Genomic DNA, 22,933 nt, shown 5'->3' with positions numbered 1-22,933 from the left:
TGGACGATCCCTACGATCCCTAGTGGGCGAGGCATCCGAGCGGCACCACGTGAACCCCATCAGGGCGCGTGTAGGCGTATCGCCCACCGGTGAGCACCATGAGGAATCGAGGGCTTCCCGAGGCCTTGCTGTCAACCTTTTTCGCCAACGCAAGCAAGTGCTGGGCACCCTCCTCTATACGCTGCTCACCCCCCAGCTTGACTTCCACCGCGCCCCAGCTGCCATTGTTAAGCCGAACGATTGCGTCGGCTTCCAGACCAGTCTTGTCGCGATAGTGGAAAATCCTGCCGTCAAGTGTTCGGGCGTAAATGCGAAGGTCTCGAATGCATAGCGATTCGAACAGATACCCCATGGTGACCAGATCAGACAACAGCGCGTCCGGATTGGCCTCAAGCGCGGCCGCCGCAAGAGAGGGGTCGCATAAATGCCAAGTTTCCGAGGAACGCAAAGGCGTGCGAGAGCGCAATGCCGGCGCCCACGCCTTTAGATTCTCCACAACGAATAGTCGTTTCAGGGCATTCAGATACACACGCAGCGTGGGTTCGCTCATTGCGACGCCAACGCTTCGGACGTCTGCAAGCAACGTGGATACGGAAGCCTCCTGGGAGCTGTTGCGGGCGATTGAGCGGAGCAATGCATGGGCGCGATCCGGGTCCAACGCGCTGTCGCTCGCTTCGGAAATGTCGGCATCGCATAGCGAATCAATGTAGTCCGACGCTATTGCGGTGTTCAATGACTTTCGGGCGATGGGTGCTGGCCATCCGCCGGCACAAATCAGCTCGGCGTATCGTTCCACGGTTATATCAGAAGCGCCTTCGACCGCCTGCGCTCCGCCGAACAAGGCGGCGAGACTCACTTCCTTTGACGAGTCAGCGGATTCTTCCAAAGAGAAGGTGTCCATATCAACGCGCGCGATGCGGCCGGTTCCCGTGTGCTTGGGCTTGGTTTCGTCGTCTTTTGCGAAATTGACGGGAGTCGCGGAACCGGTGAGCAGAAACTGGCCGGGTTCGCCACCAGAAACATCAACTTCGTTGATTACCGCATCCCACAACACAGGCGCGACTTGCCATTCGTCGATCAGTCGCGGACGATCCCCACGGAGCAGGAGTGAGGGGCGCACGTTTGCCGCTTCCATATTCGAGGCATAGGCATCAGGGTCTCGCATCCGCAATGTGCTCTTGGCGAACTGCTCGCAGGTGGAAGTCTTCCCGCACCATTTGGGCCCTCGAACCAATACCGCGCCCGACCTGGCAAGCTTCGCGGTGAGCGTCTCCTCTATAAGCCTTGGAATATAAGCCATTACGCCTCCTTTCATTGAAGTCAACCATAGCCCACTTTCGGGTTTGGCGCGAATTTACTTTCGGATTTGGCTCGTTTTCACTTTCGGGTTTGGCGCGATTTTACTTTCGGGTTTGGCCGTGCTGTGCATGGCGCAGCATGAAACGACCGTAGCGAGGCGTTTCTCTCAGCTCTGGTTTGTGAGCCATTCGGTGGCGCGCGCGATGCGTATGCCGTCTTCCGTCAGGCCGGTGGAGAAGGGGTCGAGCGTGATAACCGTGCGCGGGAACGAGTCGCGCAGCGCACGCAAAGGCCGCAGCTCGCGGGCGCGCGTGCTCTCGTCCAGCATGGAAGCGGCGACCTGGATGTAGTGCTTTTGCGCGCCTCGCTTGGCCACGAAGTCGATTTCCTCGCGCCCGTTGTCGCCGACGCTCACGGTGAATCCGCGCCGTTTGAGCTCCATGTAGATCACGCCCTCCAGCTGCGCCCCGAGGTCGGCGGCTTTGAAATTGTTCGCGAGATTGCGCAAGCCGTTGTCCATCGGATAGTACTTGTTCGTGGGGCGCAGCACCCGCTTGCCGCCCACCCCGGTCTGTTCGGCCCGGTAGATGACGTAGGCATTTTCCAGCGCGCTGATCTGCGCGTCCACGGTCTTGGCGCTGATGGCGGTGCCCGCGCTGTTCATGGTGTTGGCGACGTTGCGCACGGAAAACAGGTTGCCCGACGTGGCGAACAGGTAGCGGCTGACTTTCCCGAGCGAGGCGAGGTCGCGGATGTTGTTCCGTTCGGCCACGTCCTTGACGACGATGGATTGATAGATGCCTTCCAGGATTTCGCGCGCCTCTGTCTCGTTGGGCGATCCGTGCGCGAACAGGCCGGGCATGCCGCCGAACTGCATATATGACGCAAGCGCTTCGGCTGGGTCGGCAGGCACCCAAGATATGGTCTGGTATTCCTTGAAAGAAAGCGGAAACACGGGTATTTCGACGTACCGGCCCGCAAGGTAGGTGGCCAGATCACCGGAGAGCAGACGCGAGTTCGAACCGGTGATGTACACGTCCGTTTCGGCTCTGGTGTGCAAGCGGCGCACCACCAGTTCCCACTGCGGCACGTCCTGTATCTCGTCCAGAAAGACATACAGGGGGCTGGAACTGTCGGCATTCTCGGCGAATTGCCGCAGCTGCTCATATAAGTCGTCCGCGCTGTAGCCGAGGGGGACGTCGAAGTCGTCGAAACGCTTGATGAAGATGTTGCGCTCGGGCGTTCCCTGCGCGCGCAGTTCGCTCGCCACCATGCCCAGCAGCGTCGACTTCCCGCAACGGCGCACGCCCGTCAGCACCTTGACCTCTTTGGTGCCTTTGTGCCTGAGTACGTCGGCCAGCAGCTCGGGTCGCTCGATGAGCCGCGCTTTGTCGGCGGTCTCCGCGTTCGTTTCATTCGCCATATTGAGGAGTATACTCCACAATCTCCATTACAGAACGCAAATTGATACCTATACTCCACATTCTGTACATGGATCGACTTTGAGGTTTGTTGCGCATTGTGACTGCCGATGATGTGTGAGCTTGTCAGGCAGCGCGCGATATGACCCGGTTCCAGCGGCTGGCGGCGAAGTCCCCTGAGTTGGAAAAATGTAGGATTCGTCAGTAAACGGGTTGGAAAAATGTAAGAACAGGCACTAAATAGGTTGGAAAAATGTAAAAACAGTCAGTAAACGGGTTGGAAAAATGTAAAAACAGGCATCAAACAGGTTGGAAAAATGTACAATAGGGTGTGTTATCAAGCGGAATAATGCGAAAAACACGCAAGTGAGCTTAGGAGGACGACCATGCTGCGCAGGAAGGCAATGAACCAGCTTGAAGCATGGCATGCCTCCTCATCTCGCACAGCATTGTTGGTCACCGGCGCGCGGCAAGTCGGCAAAACCTACTTGGTGCGTGAATTCGCGCACCGGCATTATGCCAACTTCGTTGAGCTGAACTTCATTGAGCAGCCGGATTTGGCACAAGCGTTCGAAGGGCAGCGAGACGTCCAGAACATGATCATGCGCCTGGAGCTCGCGGCTGGCCATCCGCTGGTTCCCGGTGAGACGCTTGTCTTCCTCGATGAGATTCAGGCCTGCAAGGAAGCGGCCACGGCCATCAAGTTCCTGGTTGACGATGGGCGTTTCGATTTCGTGATGTCCGGCTCGCTGCTCGGCGTTGAACTGGAGGACATTCGTTCCGTGCCTGTGGGTTACCAAAGCGAAGTGCCCATGTTCCCGCTCGATTTTGAGGAGTTTTGCTGGAGCCGGGACGTCGGCGAAGACGTATTCGCCATGCTTCGCGAGTGCCTGGCGAAGCGCGAGCCGGTGGACGCCTTTGTCCACGAGAAAATGATGGACCTCTTCCGCCAGTATCTCGTTATCGGCGGCATGCCAGCCGTAGTCGCGTCTTTTCAGCAGAGCGGCAGCATATTGGACGTGCGCACCATGCAGGAAGATATCAAGCGCGCGTACCGCCGTGACATCAGCCAATATGCGGCCAAGGCGGACCGCTTGCATATCAAAACCATTTATGATTTGGTGCCGAGCGAGTTGAACAATCCCAACAAGCGCTTCACATTCGCCAAAGTCGGCAAAGGCGCGCGTTTCAAAGCCATGGCCGGGGATTTCGACTGGCTGGCCGCCGCGAATGTGGCCCTGCCCGCCTATAACGTGGATGAGCCGCGCAAGCCATTGGAGATGTCCAAGGAGCGCAATCTGTTCAAGCTGTTCTATTCCGACGTCGGGCTGCTGACCGGCGCGTATCTCAATTCCACGGCTTTGAATATCCTCAGCGGCGATGACAATGTGAACTACGGCGGAATCTACGAGAACGTGGTGGCGCAAGAGCTGGCGGCGCACGGCTTCCAAAGCCTGTATTACTACAACAGCAAGCGCTTGGGCGAGTTGGATTTTCTCATTCAGGATCGCAATGACAGGGTGATTCCCATAGAGGTGAAGTCCGGGAAGAACTACAAGGTGCACCGCGCGCTCAACAACGTCCTGGCCGAACCGAACTTCCATATCGAGGAAGGCTTGGTGCTCGGCCCGGGAAACGTCGAGATCGCGGGCAAAGTGACTTATTTGCCGATCTATATGGTCGGTCTGCTCGAAAACCAGTAAAGCTTTGGGTTTTCCCGCAAGACTGCTCTGCATTGCGGCTGCCACATCGGTGTTGCGACGATCACTGGAACCCGCCGTGGCGCGTGGATTTGTGGGGGGGGGTATATATTGGCTTTATACGCCCCTTTTCTTGGAAGGAACAGAGAGAAGTATGTATAGAGCATATAAGCCCTTAAAAGCGTTGTTTGCCGCCGTTGTCGCTTTGGCGATGTGTGTTGCCATGGGGTTTGCCGCTCCTGGAGCGCATGCGGCCGCCAGCGACGCTGCCAATGTCAAGCAGGCGTTGGAATACATGAAGCAGCTCAATGATTTGCGGGCGACAACGCGCACCGCTTTGAGCGCCGGGCAGATTGCGGCGGCCAATGGCAAAGAAGAATCGCAGATTGCGAGTGATACTGCCGATGGTAAACCCGTGAGTGCTCTGAATGTAAATTGGGATGTTATGGAATGGGCGCAGAAGCGGGCCGACGAGCTTGCGGCCCAGGGCGGCATCAATCACGATAATATGGCCAATGGCAGGCCCAGCTGGTGCGGCGAAGATAATCTGGCCGGGTCGTCGGTCTATCAGTCAGGCACGTTGCTTTTCGGCCCGGAGGCACTTGCCATGGGTTATCCGGATATAGAGGACGACCATAATCCCATCGATTTGTGGGCTAGTGAGTTGGAGTCAGGTGATCAGGGTTATGGGCATTATCTGACCGAGGTGAGCAAGCTTGCTGATGTCGCTGGCATCGGTGTGGCGAAGGTCAGCAGCGGAAGCTGGGCGGGCGCGACAATCACCGTTTTGGAAATCGCCTATGTGGGCGATAACACCGATCGCGGCACCAGCGAGTCAGTTGAGGACGCGCTGAAACGCTATAGCGCTTCTACGACGTACACTGTCAGTTTTGATTCTCGTGGTGGTTCTGCGGTTGCGGCTCAGTCGGTGAAGGAGGGTGCGAAGGCGTCCAAGCCGGCCAATCCGTCGCGTTCGGGGTATTCGTTCCGTGCGTGGACGACGGATGCGGCTGGCAAGCAGACGTATGATTTCAATAGTGCGGTGACGTCGAATGTGACGTTGTACGCGCAGTGGACCGCCAACAACGATGGTGACAACACCGATAACGCTGGTGACAACGACGGCACCACTGGCGACAACACTGACAACAATGGTGACAACGCCGATAACGCTGGTAACAGCACCGATAATGATGGCGGCAACACCGACGCCACCGGCGACAACACCGATGGCAACGGCAACACCAATAACGCTGGCGACAACACCGATAACGCTGGTAACAACACTGATAACGCTGGCGACAACGACGGCGCCACTGGCGACAACACCAATAACGCTGGCGACAACGCCGATAACGGTGGTGGCAACACCGACAACGATGTCGACGCCGATAACGCTGGCAGCAACACTGACAACGCTGGTGACAACACTGATAACGCTGGCGACAACACCGATACCACTGGTGACAGCACTGACAACGCTGGCAACAGCACCGATGCCACTGGCGGCGACACCGATGGCAATGGCAACGCCGGCAACGCTGGCAACAGCACCGGTGCCACGTTCGATTCGAATGGCGGCGCCTTGCCGGAGGGTCGGACTGGTACGGACGGCAAGGTGCCGGTGCCGACCAGGGATGGCTATAAGTTCGATGGCTGGTATGACGATGAGGGCAATCTGATCACCAACCTGAAGGATGCCGCGGGCAAGACGCTGCATGCCAGGTGGACCAAGCTGAACACTCTGGCCTCCACCGGCGCCACCGCTCTGGTCGCAGGCTTGACCGCCTTGGCTTTGGCCGCAGCCGGCGTGACGGTTGGCGTTCTGCGCCGCAGGCGTTCGCGCTGATTACGTTCCTACTGATTGAAGGAGTCGGGCGCTGATTGCCCGGCTCCTTCTCTTTGGCCCCCGTGTTTGGGTTTGCGCGCTCAAGCCGATGCTTTCGACGCTAAACCGGCCGCCGACAAACTCAACATGAAACGACCGTAGCGGTGCGGCTTGGCCGACCGAGGGGGTGTCGTCTCGTTGCCACGGGACGGCACCCCTTCGTCGTTGGTTCTCACAGGAACATCGCCATGTAGATCGGCATCACCTCCACCTTGTCGCCCGCGGTGCCGTAATTGCCGGGAGCGAGCTTGATGCCGCGCCGCACGCCGTGGTTTATGAGCCATTCGGTGGCGCGCGCGTCTGTGGGGGTATAGCATTGACCCTATATGCCCCTTTCCTTGGGAGAAGAAGAGAAATGAACAGGGTTCATAAGTTTTTGAATGTAAGTTTCGCCGCCATTGTCGCTTTGGCGATGTGTGTTGCCTTGGGGTTCGTTGCGCCCGGGGCGCATGCGGCCGCCAGTGATACCGCCAATGTCAAGCAGGCGTTGGAATACATGAAGCAGCTCAATGAGTTGCGTGCGAAGACGCGCACCGCTTTGAGTGCCAAGCAGATCGCGGACGCCAATAATGTCAGCGAATCGAAGATTGCGAGTGATACCGCCGATGGTAAACCCGTGAGTGCTCTGAATGTGAATTGGGATGTTATGGGATGGGCGCAGAAGCGGGCCGACGAGCTTGCGGCCCAAGGCAGCATCAGTCACGATGGCATGGCCAATGGCAGGCCCAGCTGGTGCGGCAAATATAATCTGACCGAGTCGTCGGACTATCAGTCCAACACACAGTCTTTCGGCCCGGAGGCGCTTGCCCTGGGTTATCCAGATCAGGAGGAAAGTCATAATCCCGTCAGTTCCTGGGCTGAGGAACTGCAGACAGGTGAGCAGGGTTATGGGCATTATCTGACCGAGGTGAGCAAGCTGGCCGATGTCGCCGGCATCGGCGTGGCGAAGGTCAGCAGCGGAAGCTGGAAAGGCGCGACAGTCACCGTTTTGGAAATCGCCTATGTAGGCAACAACACCGATCGCGGTACTAATGAATCGGTGGAGGACGCGCTGAAACGCTATAGCACCCCCGCGGAGCACACCGTAACGTTTGATTCCACCAACGGCTCCTCAGTGCCGTCGCAGACCGTCCAAGACGGTAAGTGCGCCGCCAAGCCGGACGATCCCACCCGTGACGATTACACATTCGAGGGCTGGTACACTTCCGCCACCGGCGGCACTCAATATAACTTCAGCAATCCGGTGACTTCGAATCTGACACTATATGCCCACTGGACGGCAAAACCCAGCACGTATACGGTGAAGTTCCAACCCAACGGCGGCACCGGGAACATGTCCGATCAGGTGGTCGATCGCAATACGGCGACCAAGCTGAAAGCGAATCAGTTCAGTAAAACGGGGTATCGATTCGACCGTTGGACCACTTCCGACTCCACGAAAGGTCAGTACCTTGACGGCGCGACGCTCAGCAACGAGCCGGTCTCCGGTGACGTGATGAATCTGACTGCGCAGTGGACGGCGAATACCTATAGCGTGAAATATGACACCAATGGCGGGAGCGGTTCCATCGCGAACCAGATCTTCACTTATGATAAGGCGCAAAACCTCCCCACTGGCAGCAGTTTGACATACAACGGATACAAGCTGGTCGGCTGGAACACGCGTTCGGACGGTTCCGGGACCAACTATTCGCTCGGTCAGTCCGTTTCCAATCTGACCTCGACGAACGATGAAACGGTCACGCTGTATGCGCGATGGCAGCCGAATGCCGCCGCCACATATTCCGTGTCTTTCTCCACCAACGGCGGCACGCCCACGTCCATTGATTCCCAATGGGTGCCGGAAGGGGAGAAAGCCACCCGCCCAGCCGATCCGGTTCGTGAGGGGTATGAGTTCCAAGGGTGGTTCTATTGGAAGAACAGCGAAGAGCTGAAGTTCGATTTCGACACCCCCATCACTTCGAGCCTGTCCCTTCATGCGCGTTGGAAAGGCATTTCGCATTCCATCACATACAACGCCAATGGCGGCACTGGAAAAATGGGAGTGCAGCATTTCGAGTACGGGGACAGCTTCTCTCTGAAGACAAATCAATTCACGAATAGCGGCAAAACCTTCACGGGCTGGAACACCAAAGCTAACGGCAGCGGGCAGAGCTATCTGGCCAACCAGTATCTGAACTTTTACGAGTCGAGTGATGATTCGGCACCATATCCGAGCGGTGATTTGACGCTATACGCCCAGTGGCGCAGCGCCACCCCCGTGAGCGTAGATATTGCGGACGCAGCCACTGAAAAAGGATGGTGGTTTGTGCCCCGTTACCCCGATTACGTCACCGTTAGATTTTCCGATGGCAGTACGGCACGGGCCGCGGCATCATGGACTACAGAGAACGTGAGTGCCGCAAAGCTCGATGAGCTGGATTGGGGACAAAAGGCTTTTGTCGAAAACGGCGAAGTGGACGGCTATCCCAATCTGAAAGCCAGACTGCGCGTGACAATTAGTGATCTCACACATCCCCAGGTCACCGATTATGCTCCCATCGCCGCGCATAAGGGGGACACGTCGTTCTCCCTGACGAAGGACATGAAAGCCACAGACAACAAAGACGGCGACGTAACCTCGCGCATAATCGTGACGAATGACGGCGGCTTCGATATCAATACCGTCGGGACGTATAACGTCAGTTATTCCGTGTCGGATGCCGCGGGGAACACCAACAGTTATATCAGCCGCACTGTTCGTGTCGTCGAAAGCAATGTGCCGCTGGTGACGGTGAGCTTCAATGCCAACGGCGGTTCCGGAAGCATGGGATCGCAGGTTTTCGCTTCGGGTGTCAGCCAAAGCCTCTCGTCCAACAAGTTCACGAAAGAGGAATGTACTTTTACTGGATGGAATACCAGGAAAGACGGGACAGGCACGGCCTATAACAACTATGGTTCGTACGCGTTCAGTCAGAACACAACGCTGTATGCGCAATGGAAGACGCAAACATACCGGGTTCAGTTCAGTTCGAACGGTGACACATCCTACTGGTCCGCTGCGAATTTGCCGCTTCATACCGCAGCGAAACTCGCGCCCAGCACGCCAATTACGCGCGATGGATACCATCTGGAATCTTGGAACACCCAAAAAGATGGCACCGGCACGCGCTATGAAGTGGATCAAACCGTGACGGATCTGCCCGAATCTGACAGGAATCTGTACGCGCAATGGGAGGCGAACACCTACACCGTGCAGTTCAAACCCAACGGCGGCACAGGTAGCATGAGCGACCAAACCATGACCTACGCCAAGGTGTCAGTATTGGCCGACAATACCTACACCCCTCCCGCGGGCTTGTCGTTCGTGGGGTGGAACACCGAGGCGAACGGCAGCGGCACGCAATACCAACCCCGCCAATCGGTGTTGTCCCTCGCAACCGAGGGGACCGTGACGCTGTACGCGCAATACGGCAGCGTCACCATCGAGGCCATCGTGGTCGACACACCCCCGACGACACAGAAATACAATGTCGGCGGCAAGCTCAACACGTCGGGTCTTGTGGTCAAGGCGCGGCTGTCCAACGGAAGTGTTCGCACATTGAGCTCCGGCGAATACACGGTTTCAAGCCCGAGCATGGCAACATCCGGCAAGAAGTATGCGACCGTGAAACTGAGGTCCGACCCCAGCAAGACGACGACATTCGCCGTGTATGTCGGCACGAACCAACCGTCGGTTGCGCGCGCCAGCAACGTCGGCGACGCCTATCAGGCTCCGGCCAATTATGTCATCAACCTGAAGCAAGGCGTTTCCAGTGAAGACTTCGCCCGCGCAAAGCAGGGCGCGAAGATGCTGGATTCGTATTTGCTCATGGACTATTCGCAGATCGACTCGTTCTTTGTGCAATCGAAGGACGAGACTTTCGCCACGGATTTTGCGCAATGGGCCGTCAAGAACGGCATCGCGGTGAATTCCGTTGCATTCACGAGAAGCAGCAGCTTGTATGCGGACGAGCTGCGCACTGGTGATGTCGAGCAAGGTGAAATCGCTTCGGCCGCGGCTTGGGATTCGTCTTCGATGCCGGACATCAGCGCAACGGATTCGTCCTCCGACCCGAAGTCGGATATGACCCAGGCTTGGGGCATCGGTGCGGTGCAGGCCGATAAAGCCCATGCCGTCGATGTGCCGTTGCGCCCGACGCTGGTGGGCGTTATCGATTCGGGTATCTTTGGCAGCAACTCCGATTTGACCGATCAGATTGACGAAAGCCAGTCGGTGAGTTGCGTGGTCAACGGCGTGCCGCAGCAAGGCACCAATTCTTCCACCGGCAAGCCGTTGTGGTGGGCGGACGATAGCACCCACGGCACGCATGTGGCAGGTACCATCGCGGCCGCCAACAACGGTGAAGGCGTCGATGGTGTTTCGCCGACGTCCAAGGTCGCCTCGATTAGGGTGTTGCGCAATAATCACACCGATACCGAGCAGGAAGTCTGCGGCTATATGTGGGCTGGGCAGCAGCATATGGATGTCACGAACGCGAGTCTCGGCAACTACACTCCCATGTATCCCAATACGAGTTCCTTGGATGCCGCTGCTCAAGAAGTGCTTCAACGCGCCGTGAATTACGCCACGAGCCAAGGCGTGGTGAATGTGGCGTCGGCCATGAATGAGGATCTCGATCTGGACAATCTTTATCAGGTTCAGCGCAATGGATTGTTGCAGCAGGATAATACCCCGCCTGTATTCGGCCCTGGGGAGTCGAATGCGGAGGATTCGTCGGTATTTGGGCAAGGGCAGACGGCTTCGGCCGGGGACAGCTCGCTCGCTGCCAAGATTTCCGGTGACGGCGTTGTCATTCCGGCAATGCTTGACGGGGTGATCTCGGTTTCTGCAGTGCAGAAAACCAAGCAATATTCTTATGATTCGCTGTCGCGCGCCTCGTTCTCCAATTACGGCGTGAACTCCATTGACGTGGCCGCTCCTGGTGTGAACATCACCTCCACCTGCTACGCCTCGCTGCAAGGCACATGTTCCATGAGCGGCACGTCGATGGCGGCGCCACATGCCGCAGGCGTCGCCGCTTTGCTCAAGGCGATTCATCCCGATTACACCCCCTCGCAGATTGAGGCGCTGCTGAAGAAGCATGCCAAGGAGCTGTACGCGCAACTGTCCGCGCCCACGGATGGGAAGGAATATCGTGGCGCCGGTTTGGTCAATGCCTATGCGGCCGTGACGGAAGATCAGCCCCGGGCCACGGTTAAGACGCAATATTCGACCGATGGGGGAACGACGTGGCGCGACCTTGCGAATGCGACGATCCCCGGTGCCGCGAAGATTCGCGTGGTTGCGGATGGGCCGATTACCTCAGCCCAGTATTCCAACGATGCGAACAATGAGTCCGTATCCAAATCGGGCGGTTTCAACGAACATGTCGTGTTCACGTTCGATGTCGATTATTCGAACCTGAAGCAGACGCAGACCAAGAAACTGCAAGTGAACGTGCAAGGGCGAAATAAGGACGTCAGCAACGACGATGTGATTCAAACGGTTTCCTACAGCGCGGGCGCGGTTGCGGTGAAGACTCCGACGGCCAAGTCGGGTTTGGTGTATAACGGCAAGTCGCAGACGGGTGTGAACGGCGCGACGGGTTATACGCTTAGCGGGCAGACGACGGGTACGAATGCGGGTTCGTATACGGCTACGGCGACGTTGGCTAAGGGGTATGTGTGGAGCGATGGTTCGAGCGGTGTCAAGAAGATTACTTGGTCTATTGCTAAGGCGAAGCCGTCGTATACGGTGCCCTCCAACTTGAGCGGTGTGCAGGGTGGCAAGCTTTCCAGTGTGAAGTTGCCTTCCGGCTGGGCATGGAAGAGCCCCAGCACGACGCTGTCGAAGACGGGCAAGCAGCAGTATGATGCGGTTTACACGCCCAAGGATACGGGCAATTACACGACAGTCGCGCAGAAGCTGACGGTTAACGTCACGGCCAAGCCCGCGCCCGCCCCGGTTAAGGTGAAGGCTCCGACGGCTAAGTCGGGTTTGGTGTATAACGGTAAGTCGCAGACGGGTGTGAACGGCGCGACGGGTTATACGTTGAGTGGGCAGACGACGGGTACGAATGCGGGTTCGTATACGGCTACGGCGACGTTGGCCAAGGGGTATGTGTGGAATGACGGTTCGAGCGGTGTCAAGAAGATTACTTGGTCTATTGCCAAGGCGAAGCCGTCGTACGCCACGCCGTCCAACTTGAGCGGGGTGCAGGGCAGCAAGCTCTCCAGCGTGAAGTTGCCTTCCGGCTGGGCGTGGAAGAGCCCCAGCACGACGCTGTCGAAGACGGGTAAGCAGCAGTACGATGCGGTTTATACGCCGGGGGACACGCGCAACTACACCACCGTTGCGCAGAAGCTGACGGTCAACGTCACCGCCAAGTCGTCGTCGCAACCCCAGTTGCAGCGTTTGGCCGGCTCGACCAGGTACGACACGATGAGTCGTCTGGTCGCCACGGCGTTCCCGAAAACCGCTGGCACGGTGGTTGTGGCCAACGGCGGCAACTATCCCGACGCCTTGTCCGCGTCCGGCCTGGCCGGCGTGCTGGGTGCGCCGATCGTGTTGACGGATTCGGGGTCACTGTCGGATCAGGCGGCCACGCAGCTCAAGCGGCTCAAGCCGTCGCGCATCGTGATCGCGGGCGGCACGAGCGCGGTCTCCTCGCGCGTCGAATCCCAGCTGCGTGGGTATGCGAAGAATGTGGAGCGCCAGGCCGGTTCGACGCGTTATGACACGTCGTACAAGTTGTATGCGCGTGGCGGCAAGTCGTGGGGTACGACCGCGATCGTGGCGACGGGCGCGAATTACGCGGACGCGTTGAGCATCAGCTCGTATGCGTACGCGGCGAAGGCGCCGGTGTTCCTGTGCGACCCGAACACGGGGCTGACATCCCAGCAGAAGAGCGCGTTGAAGAAGTTCAAGCGCGTCGTGGTGGTCGGCGGCGAGCAGGCGGTGCCGTCCCGTCTGGTCAAGGGCCTGCCGGGCTTGGTGCGTTTGTCGGGTAATACGCGTTATGACACGAGTGTGAGTATTGCGAAGTGGGTGCAGAACAACGGTTTGGGCATGAATGGCGTGGTGTATGCCACCGGGGAGAATTTCGCCGACGCTCTCGCGGCCGGCCCCCTGGCGGGCCGCAATAAGGCTGCCATGCTGCTGGTCGCCGACCCCAGCAGCCCGACGGTGTCGTATTCGGCCAGCTACCGTGGCAAGGTGTCCAAGGCCTATGTCGCCGGCGGCACCAGCGCCGTGAGCACGGCCACCGCCAACGCCATCGCCGACAAACTCAACATGAAACGCCCGTAACGGCGCGGCTTGGCTGACTGAGGGGGTGTCGTCTCGTTGCCACGGGACGACACCCCTTCGTCGTTGGTCCTCACAGGAACATCGCCATATAGATCGGCATCACCTCCAAGGAGTTGTTCTTTTCGTAGTAATACAGCGCTTTACCATTCTTGGCGAAGATGTCGGCGACGATTGCAGTCTTTATTCATAGGAAAAAATTGCAAGCACAGCAAAATATGGCAGATGTGGGCCTTGCCTCCTGCAAGGGCGGAAGGTCTCGAAACAGATGAAGAGCGGGGCAGCCGTTCCCCACAAGTGGAGGATGTGGGGTTATGTCCAAGGTGTTCACTTCCATTGGGGCTCACGTCGCGTTATCGATATAAGTTACTTAAATTAATGAAGAGCAAAGAGGGAATCGCAATGAATAAAACCGCCAGCAGAATCATTGCGTTTATTCTGGCGATAATGCTTTTCGGTGGGGTTGTCCCCAGCACGGCCCTGGCGAGCCCATCCGCCGATACATCTTCAGAAAACACATCTTCACAAGCGCCAAGTGCAGCGCAAAGCACTGAGGCGACAACCTTCCCCGTGCACACGATCAAGAAAAATGTGGATGACGACAACGCGTTCGTGATGCTGTTCATGGGGGACGGATACACGAAAGACGAGCAGGCGCAGTTCCTGCAGCACGTCAAGGAGAGGACGCAAGCGCTGCTCCGCCTCGAACCATACAGGCAGTATTCCAATTACATCAACGTTTACGCAATGTGCGTCGAATCAAAAGAGAGCGGAGTGAGCGTCACAGACGGGCTCGCGAAAGATACCTATCTGGGGGTCAGCCATCGGGCGAACAGCAGGGCCGCAACGATAAGGACGGACTTGGATTTTCAGCAGCGCATCTTTGACCTGCGCGACGAGGTTTCCGCCAAGGTCCTGACTTCGTCGTCGAGCTTTGTGCCAGAGGTGTCGAGCGTGCACATTATCTCGAACAGCACGCATTATCACGGCAGAGCATTTATTAATGACGGGTATTCGATCTCGTCCCTTAACGATGACGGCACAACGACAGGCGCTATGGCCGCTCACGAAATATCCCATCAAATTGGATGGATTTGGGATGAATACGATTCCAATACCGGCTACGCAAATGTGGACGCCGCCACTAACGGCACGGCCGAACTGGTGAAATGGCGCAAGATGCTCGGGTTCGGCGGCGTCGGCATTGCAAAAGGCAGTAGTGCTTCAGTGGTTATTCCCGGAAGCTATTGCTTTATGAAGGCGTTGGGTAATTATGGCTATGGAACAGAGGTTGGCGGCTGGGGTCTTTGTGAGGTTTGCAGGCTCGAGGTTGCACGGTATCTTCTCTGTGCAAACAACCTCAGCAAGACCATACCCATGCACATAGCCTATCCAGAGATAACGAAAGAGCATGACCCGGTAACAACGCAACCGTATGCGATGGGTTTGTACCGGATCAGCGACAGGTCCGGCTCGAGCAATATGCGCAACTGCAAGGATAGCGAGATCGAGTTTAGGACGGTCGTCCAGAATGTCGATAAGGAGAAGAAGCGCAATATTACGCTGCGCTTGGAGACTTCCAATGCTGATGGGAACGTGAAGCAGCGCGCGGAAGAGACATTTGCTGTTTCAAATTATGGCGATTCTGAAAAGTATCTCGGCATGGATAGCAGGCAGAGCTTGCGGTCGCTTTCCGTCAAGATGAAGTGCGATGGGAGTTATGAGGGGACCGAGACGATTCTCGGAGAGGTTATCGACGCGGATACTGGTGAAGTTCTGGCAACGGATAAGAATCTTTGGGCGTCGAACGAGCAGACGACTTTGAATATCAAGTATGTGGACAGCGACACTAAGCGCGAGCTGGAGGACGTGGGTGGAGCTGCGGTCTATTTGGGCAGCGGTGAGACGTATCAGGTTACGCATCCGAGCAGTGTTGCGGGTTATCAATATGTCGGCAATGATTCGGCAAATGACCGAATCGTCATGGATTCAACGGCAAAGACTCTGACATACTATTTCTCTGAAACTGCCAGCCCGGAGCCGGGGCCGGGGCCTGAGCCCGAGCCGGAACCTGAGCCGGAGCCTGTTGCGGTAGAGCCTCCGACGGCTAAGTCGGGTTTGGTGTATAACGGCAAGTCGCAGACGGGTGTGGATGGCGCTACGGGTTATACGTTGAGTGGGCAGTCGGCTACGAATGCCGGCTCGTATACGGCGACGGCGACACTGGCCGAGGGGTATGTGTGGAGCGACGGTTCCAGCGACGTCAAGAAGATCGCTTGGTCTATTGCCAAGGCGAAGCCGTCGTATACGGTGCCGTCCAACTTGAGCGGTGTGCAGGATAGCAAGCTTTCCGACGTGAAGCTGCCGGACGGCTGGGCATGGAAGAATCCCAGCACGGTGTTGTCGAAGACGGGCAAGCAGCAGTATGATGCGGTTTACACGCCGGGGGACACGGGCAATTACACGACCGTCGAGCAGAAGCTGACGGTCAACGTTACCGCCGCCCCTGTTAAGGTGAAGATTCCGACGGCTAAGTCTGGTTTGGTGTATAACGGCAAGTCGCAGACGGGTGTGAACGGTGCCACGGGTTATACGCTTAGCGGGCAGACGACGGCTACGAATGCTGGCTCGTATACGGCGACGGCCACGTTGGCCAAGGGGTATGTGTGGAGCGACGGTTCCAGCGCGGCCAAGAAGATCGGCTGGTCTATTGCCAAGGCGAAGCCGTCGTATACCACGCCGTCGAATTTGAGCGGGGTGCAGGGCAGCAAGCTCTCCAGCGTGAAGTTGCCTTCCGGCTGGGCGTGGAAGAACTCCAGCACGACGCTGTCGAAGACTGGCAAGCAGCAGTATGATGCGGTTTACACTCCGGGGGACACGTGCAATTACACGACGGTCGCGCAGAAGCTGACGGTCAATGTCACGGCCAAGCCCACGCCCGCCCCTGTTAAGGTGAAGTCTCCGACGGCTAAGTCTGGTTTGGTGTATAACGGCAAGTCGCAGACGGGTGTGAACGGCGCGACGGGTTATACGTTGAGTGGGCAGACTGCTACGAATGCGGGTTCGTATACGGCTACGGCGACGTTGGCCAAGGGGTATGTGTGGAGCGATGGTTCCAGCGGTGCTAAGAAGATTACTTGGTCTATCGGCAAGGCGAAGCCGTCGTATACCACGCCGTCCAACTTGAGTGGTGTGCAGGGCAGCAAGCTCTCCAGCGTGAAGTTGCCTTCCGGCTGGGCGTGGAAGAACTCCAGCACGACGCTGTCGAAGACCGGCAAGCAGCAGTATGATGCGGTCTATACGCCGGGGGATACGCGTAATTACACGACGGTTGCGCAGAAGTTGACGGTCAACGTCACCGCCAAGTCCTCGTCGTCGCGGTCTCAGTTGCAGCGTTTGGCCGGGGACACGCGTTATGACACGATGGCCCGTCTGGTCGCCACGGCGTTTCCGAAGACTTCGGGCACGGTGGTTGTGGCCAACGGCGGCAACTATCCCGACGCCTTGTCCGCGTCCGGCCTGGCCGGTGTGCTGGGTGCGCCGATCGTACTGACGGACTCAGGGGCACTGTCGAACCAGGCGGCCTCCCAGCTCAAGCGGCTCAGGCCATCGCGCATCGTGATCGCGGGCGGCACGAGCGCGGTCTCCTCGCGCGTCGAATCCCAGCTGCGTGGGTATGCGAAGAATGTGGAGCGTCAGGCGGGTTCGACGCGTTATGACACGTCGTACAAGTTGTATGCGCGTGGTGGCAAGTCGTGGGGTACGACCGCGATCGTGGCGACCGGAGCGAATTACGCGGACGCGTTGAGCATCAGCTCGTACGCGTACGCCATGAAGGCGCCGGTGTTCCTGTGCGACCCGAACGGCGGGCTGACCTCGCAGCAGAAGAGCGCGTTGAACAAGTTCAAGCGCGTCGTGGTCGTCGGCGGCGAGAACGCCGTGCCCTCGCGCCTGGTCAAGGGCCTGCCGGGCTTGACGCGTCTGTCGGGCAACACACGCTATGACACGAGCGTGGCGATTGCGAAGTGGGTGCAGAAGAACGGTTTGGGCATGAACGGCGTGGTGTATGCCACCGGCGAGCATTTCGCCGACGCCCTAGCGGCCGGCCCCCTGGCGGGACGCAATAAGTCCGCCATGCTGCTGGTCGCCGACCCCAATAGCCCGACGGTGTCGTATTCGGCCAGCTACCGCGGCAAGCTCACCAAGGCCTATGTCGCCGGCGGCACCAGCGCCGTGAGCACGGCCACCGCCAACGCCATCGCCGACAAACTCAACATGAAACAGCCGTAACGCTCATAGCAGTTTTGTTGAAAACGCAATACCCCCGTAGGCACACTTCGCCATTATTGAAAAGTGGCCAATGCGTCCCCCCGGTAAGGCAAGATGTATTGAGTTAATGAGAAATACTCAGGAGAAGTCGTCTGCCGGGCGTGACGGCAATGTAAGCAGTTGCGCCGGTGCCTTCTGAGATATCCCCGTTCAAGAGAAGATAGGCCGCGCATGATTCGTCGACCCCTTGCCACCATTCTGACCCCAATAGTACTGCTCTGCAGTGTTGGACTGACGTCCACCGCAGTGGCGGAATCCACAACCACGCAAGTTGCGATGGCCGATAGCACCACGGGGCGCACCGCCACCGTGACGAGCGGTGACCAGTTCCTTCAGGCCCTGAACGACGCTTCGGTAAGCGAGATTCTGGTTTCTGGGGATGTGACGGTGCAGCCCAACGTCCAGCAGAGCGGTGCGTCGATACCGGTCTACTTCGGTTCGTCGAAAACGATCAGTGCCGCCAGCTCCGGCGGAACGCTGTATTTCCGCGGCCCCATCGAACTCGGTGCCGATGTGACGTTCAAGGACATCGTGGTCAGGTTCATTTCGGCCGCGGGGTTGGGAGGTGTGGCGCAAAGGGAGATATTCCTCAACGGCCACAAGCTCGTGCTCAATGATGTCGATTCCTTCTACGAATGTTCCGCCGATCTGGGGGATTTCGGCTGTAATGCCGGGGATATGCTGCTTCCCACTGTGCTCGGCGGCAGTTCCGCCTATTGGCGCAATCAGGGCAAGAGCCAAGGTCCCCGGGCCGAACTGGAGATCACGAAGCCGAATTCCGATACCGCACTGCAAGCGGTGAAAATGGGGGTTGGCGAAAACTCCAACACCGCATATACCGGATCCTCCCGCGTCAGCGTCTCGCCATCCGTGCAGCTGTATGACGGCATCGACGTGAGCGGCACCGCCGCTTCCCAAGTCGTGCTGAACGCCACATCGCTGTCTTCCAGCAGCAAGTTCGGGCCGGTGCGTGGCGGCGCGAACTCGACATTAACGCTCGCCAATCCAAGCAATATCAGCAATCCGGCATTCGAGATCGCCGTCAGCGGCTTCGCCGACACGTTCGTCAGCGGTAACGTCACGTTCAAACCCAAAACGGGCAGCGAGTTGAAGAACCTGTCCCTGCCCGCGGGCAATACGCTGAACCTTGGTGCCGGTTCCGGCGACGGCATCGGCCAGCTGACCATCGACGGCGATCTCACGGGCGGCGGAACCGTGTACCTGCGCGCAGCCGACGGCAAGATGAGCATCGCCGGTTCGGTTTCCGGCAAGCCGCTGGTGAAGTCCATGTTCGGCTCGTTGAGGTCGGGGTATGCGTACATCACTGCGGCCAAGCCCTCGGCAGGCGCGTTCTCCACAGAGCTTTCCGATTTCGTCTGGTCGAAGGAAAGCGATGGAACGTGGATGCTGCGCGCCTCCAATTCCTGGACGGTCAAACCAGCTATCGCCGGCTGGGATGAAGATAAGACCCCAAGCGTGCCGCAAGGCAGCGCCCAATATGGTGACGTGACGTTCACCTATAAGCCCGCGTCGGGTGGCGCGTTCAGCTCCGACAAGCCCACCAAACCGGGTGATTACGTGATGCGTGCAGCCGTCGAGGCGGGGGAAACGGATGACGGCATTTACTACACCGCGCTGAGTGACGAGGTCTCGTTCACCATCACGGCCACCAAGCCTGAGCCTGAACCCGAGCCCGCCCCTGTTAAGGTGAAGCCTCCGGTGGCCAAGTCTGGTTTGGTGTATAACGGCAAGGCGCAGACAGGTGTGAACGGCGCCACGGGTTATACGTTGAGTGGGCAGACGACGGGTACGAATGCGGGTTCGTATACGGCTACGGCGACGCTGGCCAAGGGGTATGTGTGGAGCGACGGTTCGAGCGGTGTCAAGAAGATTACTTGGTCTATTGCCAAGGCGAAGCCGTCGTACACCACGCCGTCGAATCTGAGCGGGGTGCAGGGCAGCAAGCTTTCCAGTGTGAAGCTGCCTTCCGGCTGGGCATGGAAAGCTCCCAGCACGGTGCTGTCGAAGACCGGCAAGCAGCAGTATGATGCGGTTTACACGCCCAAGGATACGGGCAATTACACGACAGTCGCGCAGAAGCTGACGGTTAACGTCACGGCCAAGCCCACGCCCGCCCCGGTTAAGGTGAAGCCTCCGACGGCTAAGTCTGGTTTGGTGTATAACGGCAAGTCGCAGACGGGCGTGAATGGTGCCACGGGTTATACGTTGAGTGGGCAGACGGGTACGAATGCTGGTTCGTATACGGCTACGGCGACGTTGGCTAAGGGGTATGTGTGGAGTGACGGTTCCAGCGGCGTCAAGAAGATCGGCTGGTCCATCGGCAAGGCGAAGCCGTCGTACTCCACGCCGTCGAATTTGAGTGGTGTGCAGGGTGGCAAGCTTTCCGGTGTGAAGTTGCCTTCCGGCTGGGCGTGGAAGAACTCCAATACGACGTTGTCGAAGATGGGTAAGCAGCAGTATGATGCGGTTTACACGCCGGGGGATACGCGTAATTACACGACTGTCGCGCAGAAGTTGACGGTTAATGTCACCGCCAAGTCGTCGCAGTCGCAGTTGCAGCGTTTGGCCGGGGACACGCGTTACGACACGATGGCCCGCCTGGTCGCCACGGCGTTCCCGAAGACCTCCGGCACGGTGGTCGTGGCCAACGGCGGCAACTATCCCGACGCGCTGTCCGCGTCCGGCCTGGCCGGCGTGCTGGGCGCGCCGATTGTGTTGACGGATTCGGGTTCCCTGTCGGATCAGGCGGCCGCGCAGCTCAAGCGGCTCAGGCCGTCGAGGATCGTGGTCGCGGGCGGCACGAGCGCGGTCTCCTCGCGCGTCGAATCCCAATTGCGCGGATATGCGAAGAATGTGGAGCGCCAGGCGGGTTCGACCCGGTATGACACGTCGTACAAGCTGTACACGCGTGGTGGCAAGTCGTGGGGTACGACCGCGATCGTGGCGACGGGCGCGCACTATGCGGATGCGTTGAGCATCAGCTCGTACGCGTACGCCATGAAGGCGCCGGTGTTCCTGTGTGACCCCAGCAGCGGGCTGACATCCCAGCAGAAGAGCGCGCTAAAGAAGTTCAAGCGCGTGGTGGTCGTCGGCGGCGAGCAGGCGGTGCCCTCCCGCCTCGTCAAGGGCCTGCCCGGTCTGGTGCGTCTGTCGGGCAATACGCGTTATGACACGAGTGTGAGCATTGCGAAGTGGGTGCAGAAGAACGGTTTGGGCATGAACGGCGTGGTGTATGCCACCGGCGAGCATTTCGCCGACGCCCTAGCGGCCGGCCCCCTGGCGGGCCGCAATAAGGCCGCCATGCTGCTGGTCGCCGACCCCAACAGCGCGACCGTGTCGTACTCGGCCAGCTACCGCGGCAAGCTCACCAAGGCCTACGTCGCCGGCGGCCCCAACGCCGTGAGCGCGGCCACCGCCAACGCCATCGCCGACAAACTCAACATGAAACAGCCATAACCAACCAGCCAAATGGTCGAACCCTTTTCAAGGAATGCGTTTCGACTTGTTTCGGCTGCCTTGGAACAAAGAGATGCCTCTGACCGGAAAAACATCCCAGTCAGAGGCATCTCAGGCATCTATGCATATTATTCAGATGGCATGCTATTGAGAGTCTTTCTCGTAAGCATGCATATGTAAGCATGCATATGTAAGTATGAACGCCCAGGCAATCAGTCGCGCTTGAACAGGTCGCGCGTGAACACTTTGCCGGCGACGTCGGCGAGTTCGTCGTTCCAGCGGTTGGCGACGATCACGTCGGCGCGCTGCTTGAACGCGGCCAGATCGCGCGTCACCTCATTGCCGTTGAAATCGGCCGCATCGAGCGTGGGTTCGTACACCAGCAACGTGGCCCCCTCCGCAAGCAAGCGCTTCATCACATCCTGGATGGCGGACTGGCGGAAATTGTCGGAACCAGACTTCATCGTCAGCCGATAAATGCCCACCACCGGCTTCTCCGCGCCACGCACACGTTCGAGAATCTCGTCGGCGACGAAATCCTTGCGCGTGCGGTTGGCCTCCACAATCGCCTCGATGAGATTCTGGGGCACAGCCGCGTAATTGGCGAGCAGCTGCTTGGTGTCTTTGGGCAGGCAGTAGCCGCCATAGCCAAAGCTCGGATTGTTGTAGCCCGGGCCGATGCGCGGGTCGAGACACACGCCGTCGATAATCGCGCGCGTGTCGAGATTGCGCAGTTCGGCGTAGGTGTCCAGTTCGTTGAAATAGGCGACACGCAGGGCCAAATACGTATTGGAGAACAGTTTGATGGCCTCCGCTTCGGTGGTGCCGACCACCAGTTCGGGAATGCCCACGGTGCCGTCCGGATTGTGCCGCGACGCCTCGCCTTGTGCAGCTCCCTCGGCTAAAAGGCGCACGAATGCGCGCGCGGCCCCAACGGCTTCGGAATCATCCTGCGGCGCGCCCACCACAATGCGGCTCGGATGCAGGTTGTCATACAGCGCGTGTCCTTCGCGCAGAAACTCGGGCGAAAACAGAATGCGCCCATCGTGCAGCGTTTCGCGCAACTGCTTGGTATATCCCACAGGAATCGTCGATTTGATGACGATCCATGCGTTCGGGCTGTATTGCCGCACCGCCGCAATCGCGGCTTCCACACTCGAGGTGTCGAAATAGTTCCTCTGCTCGTCGTAGTTCGTCGGTGTGGCGATCACCGCGTAATCCGCGCCCGTATACGCCTGCCGCGCATCGAGCGTGGCGTGGAAGTCCAGCGGCCTTCCGCCGGGCGTGTTGGCTTCAAGGAAAGCAGTGATTTCCTTGTCCACAATCGGGCTCGTGCCGGCGTTGAGCATCTCGACCTTCTCGGGCACGATGTCCAGCGCGTGCACCTCATGGTGTTGCGCAAGCAACAGCGCAACGGACAAACCCACATAGCCAGTTCCGGCAACAGCGATCTTCATACTCCCCACCTTAGTTTATGTTGCGCCGTAATGTC

At 58.5% G+C, this 22,933-nt stretch carries 8 protein-coding genes; 5 read left to right on the top strand and 3 right to left on the bottom strand.

What is annotated here, in order from left to right:
* Window positions 1-19: 19 nt before the first annotated feature.
* Together G1C94_RS05810 and G1C94_RS05805 are read right to left on the bottom strand one after the other, a co-directional pair.
* Entirely contained in the window at window positions 20-1,300 is a 1,281-nt protein-coding gene (locus G1C94_RS05810) for an ATP-binding protein (RefSeq protein ID WP_253902339.1), read from the bottom strand.
* Window positions 1,301-1,465: 165 nt separating this feature from the next.
* Window positions 1,466-2,722 carry an ATP-binding protein gene (locus tag G1C94_RS05805; RefSeq protein WP_172146052.1) on the bottom strand — a complete coding sequence of 419 codons (1,257 nt, stop codon included), beginning with the start codon at window positions 2,720-2,722 and terminating at the stop codon, window positions 1,466-1,468.
* Window positions 2,723-3,106: 384 nt separating this feature from the next.
* Between G1C94_RS05805 and G1C94_RS05800 the strand changes: the two genes are divergently transcribed.
* The 5 genes from G1C94_RS05800 (at window position 3,107) to G1C94_RS05780 (ending at window position 21,441) form a co-directional block, all read left to right on the top strand.
* Complete coding sequence (locus tag G1C94_RS05800) at window positions 3,107-4,423, top strand: ATP-binding protein (RefSeq protein WP_172146049.1); 1,317 nt, start codon at window positions 3,107-3,109, stop codon at window positions 4,421-4,423.
* 151 nt (window positions 4,424-4,574) lie between these two features.
* Entirely contained in the window at window positions 4,575-6,269 is a 1,695-nt protein-coding gene (locus tag G1C94_RS05795; RefSeq protein WP_172146046.1) for an InlB B-repeat-containing protein, read from the top strand.
* 394 nt (window positions 6,270-6,663) lie between these two features.
* The gene (locus tag G1C94_RS05790; protein ID WP_172146043.1) at window positions 6,664-13,638 is read left to right on the top strand and encodes an InlB B-repeat-containing protein; all 6,975 of its coding nucleotides are present in this window, start codon (window positions 6,664-6,666) and stop codon (window positions 13,636-13,638) included.
* A gap of 588 nt (window positions 13,639-14,226) precedes the next feature.
* The gene (locus G1C94_RS05785; protein WP_172146040.1) at window positions 14,227-17,925 is read left to right on the top strand and encodes a cell wall-binding repeat-containing protein; all 3,699 of its coding nucleotides are present in this window, start codon (window positions 14,227-14,229) and stop codon (window positions 17,923-17,925) included.
* Between the two features lie 315 nt (window positions 17,926-18,240).
* Entirely contained in the window at window positions 18,241-21,441 is a 3,201-nt protein-coding gene (locus tag G1C94_RS05780; RefSeq protein WP_172146021.1) for a cell wall-binding repeat-containing protein, read from the top strand.
* 212 nt (window positions 21,442-21,653) lie between these two features.
* Here the strand turns inward: G1C94_RS05780 and G1C94_RS05775 are convergent, their stop codons facing one another.
* Entirely contained in the window at window positions 21,654-22,898 is a 1,245-nt protein-coding gene (locus G1C94_RS05775; RefSeq protein WP_172145997.1) for a nucleotide sugar dehydrogenase, read from the bottom strand.
* Window positions 22,899-22,933 lie beyond the last annotated feature (35 nt).

The sequence above is a fragment of the Bifidobacterium panos genome (assembly GCF_012932445.1).
GTDB classification, from domain to species: domain Bacteria; phylum Actinomycetota; class Actinomycetes; order Actinomycetales; family Bifidobacteriaceae; genus Bifidobacterium; species Bifidobacterium panos.
This window is presented reverse-complemented; position numbering and strand designations above follow the sequence as displayed.

Bases quoted from the DNA above. Each gene is read 5' to 3' on its own strand.
- G1C94_RS05810 (WP_253902339.1), bottom strand. From the start codon at position 1,300: ATGGCTTATATTCCAAGGCTTATAGAGGAGACGCTCACCGCGAAGCTT.
- G1C94_RS05805 (WP_172146052.1), bottom strand. From the start codon at position 2,722: ATGGCGAATGAAACGAACGCGGAGACCGCCGACAAAGCGCGGCTCATC.
- G1C94_RS05800 (WP_172146049.1), top strand. From the start codon at position 3,107: ATGCTGCGCAGGAAGGCAATGAACCAGCTTGAAGCATGGCATGCCTCC.
- G1C94_RS05795 (WP_172146046.1), top strand. From the start codon at position 4,575: ATGTATAGAGCATATAAGCCCTTAAAAGCGTTGTTTGCCGCCGTTGTC.
- G1C94_RS05790 (WP_172146043.1), top strand. From the start codon at position 6,664: ATGAACAGGGTTCATAAGTTTTTGAATGTAAGTTTCGCCGCCATTGTC.
- G1C94_RS05780 (WP_172146021.1), top strand. From the start codon at position 18,241: ATGGCCGATAGCACCACGGGGCGCACCGCCACCGTGACGAGCGGTGAC.
- G1C94_RS05775 (WP_172145997.1), bottom strand. From the start codon at position 22,898: ATGAAGATCGCTGTTGCCGGAACTGGCTATGTGGGTTTGTCCGTTGCG.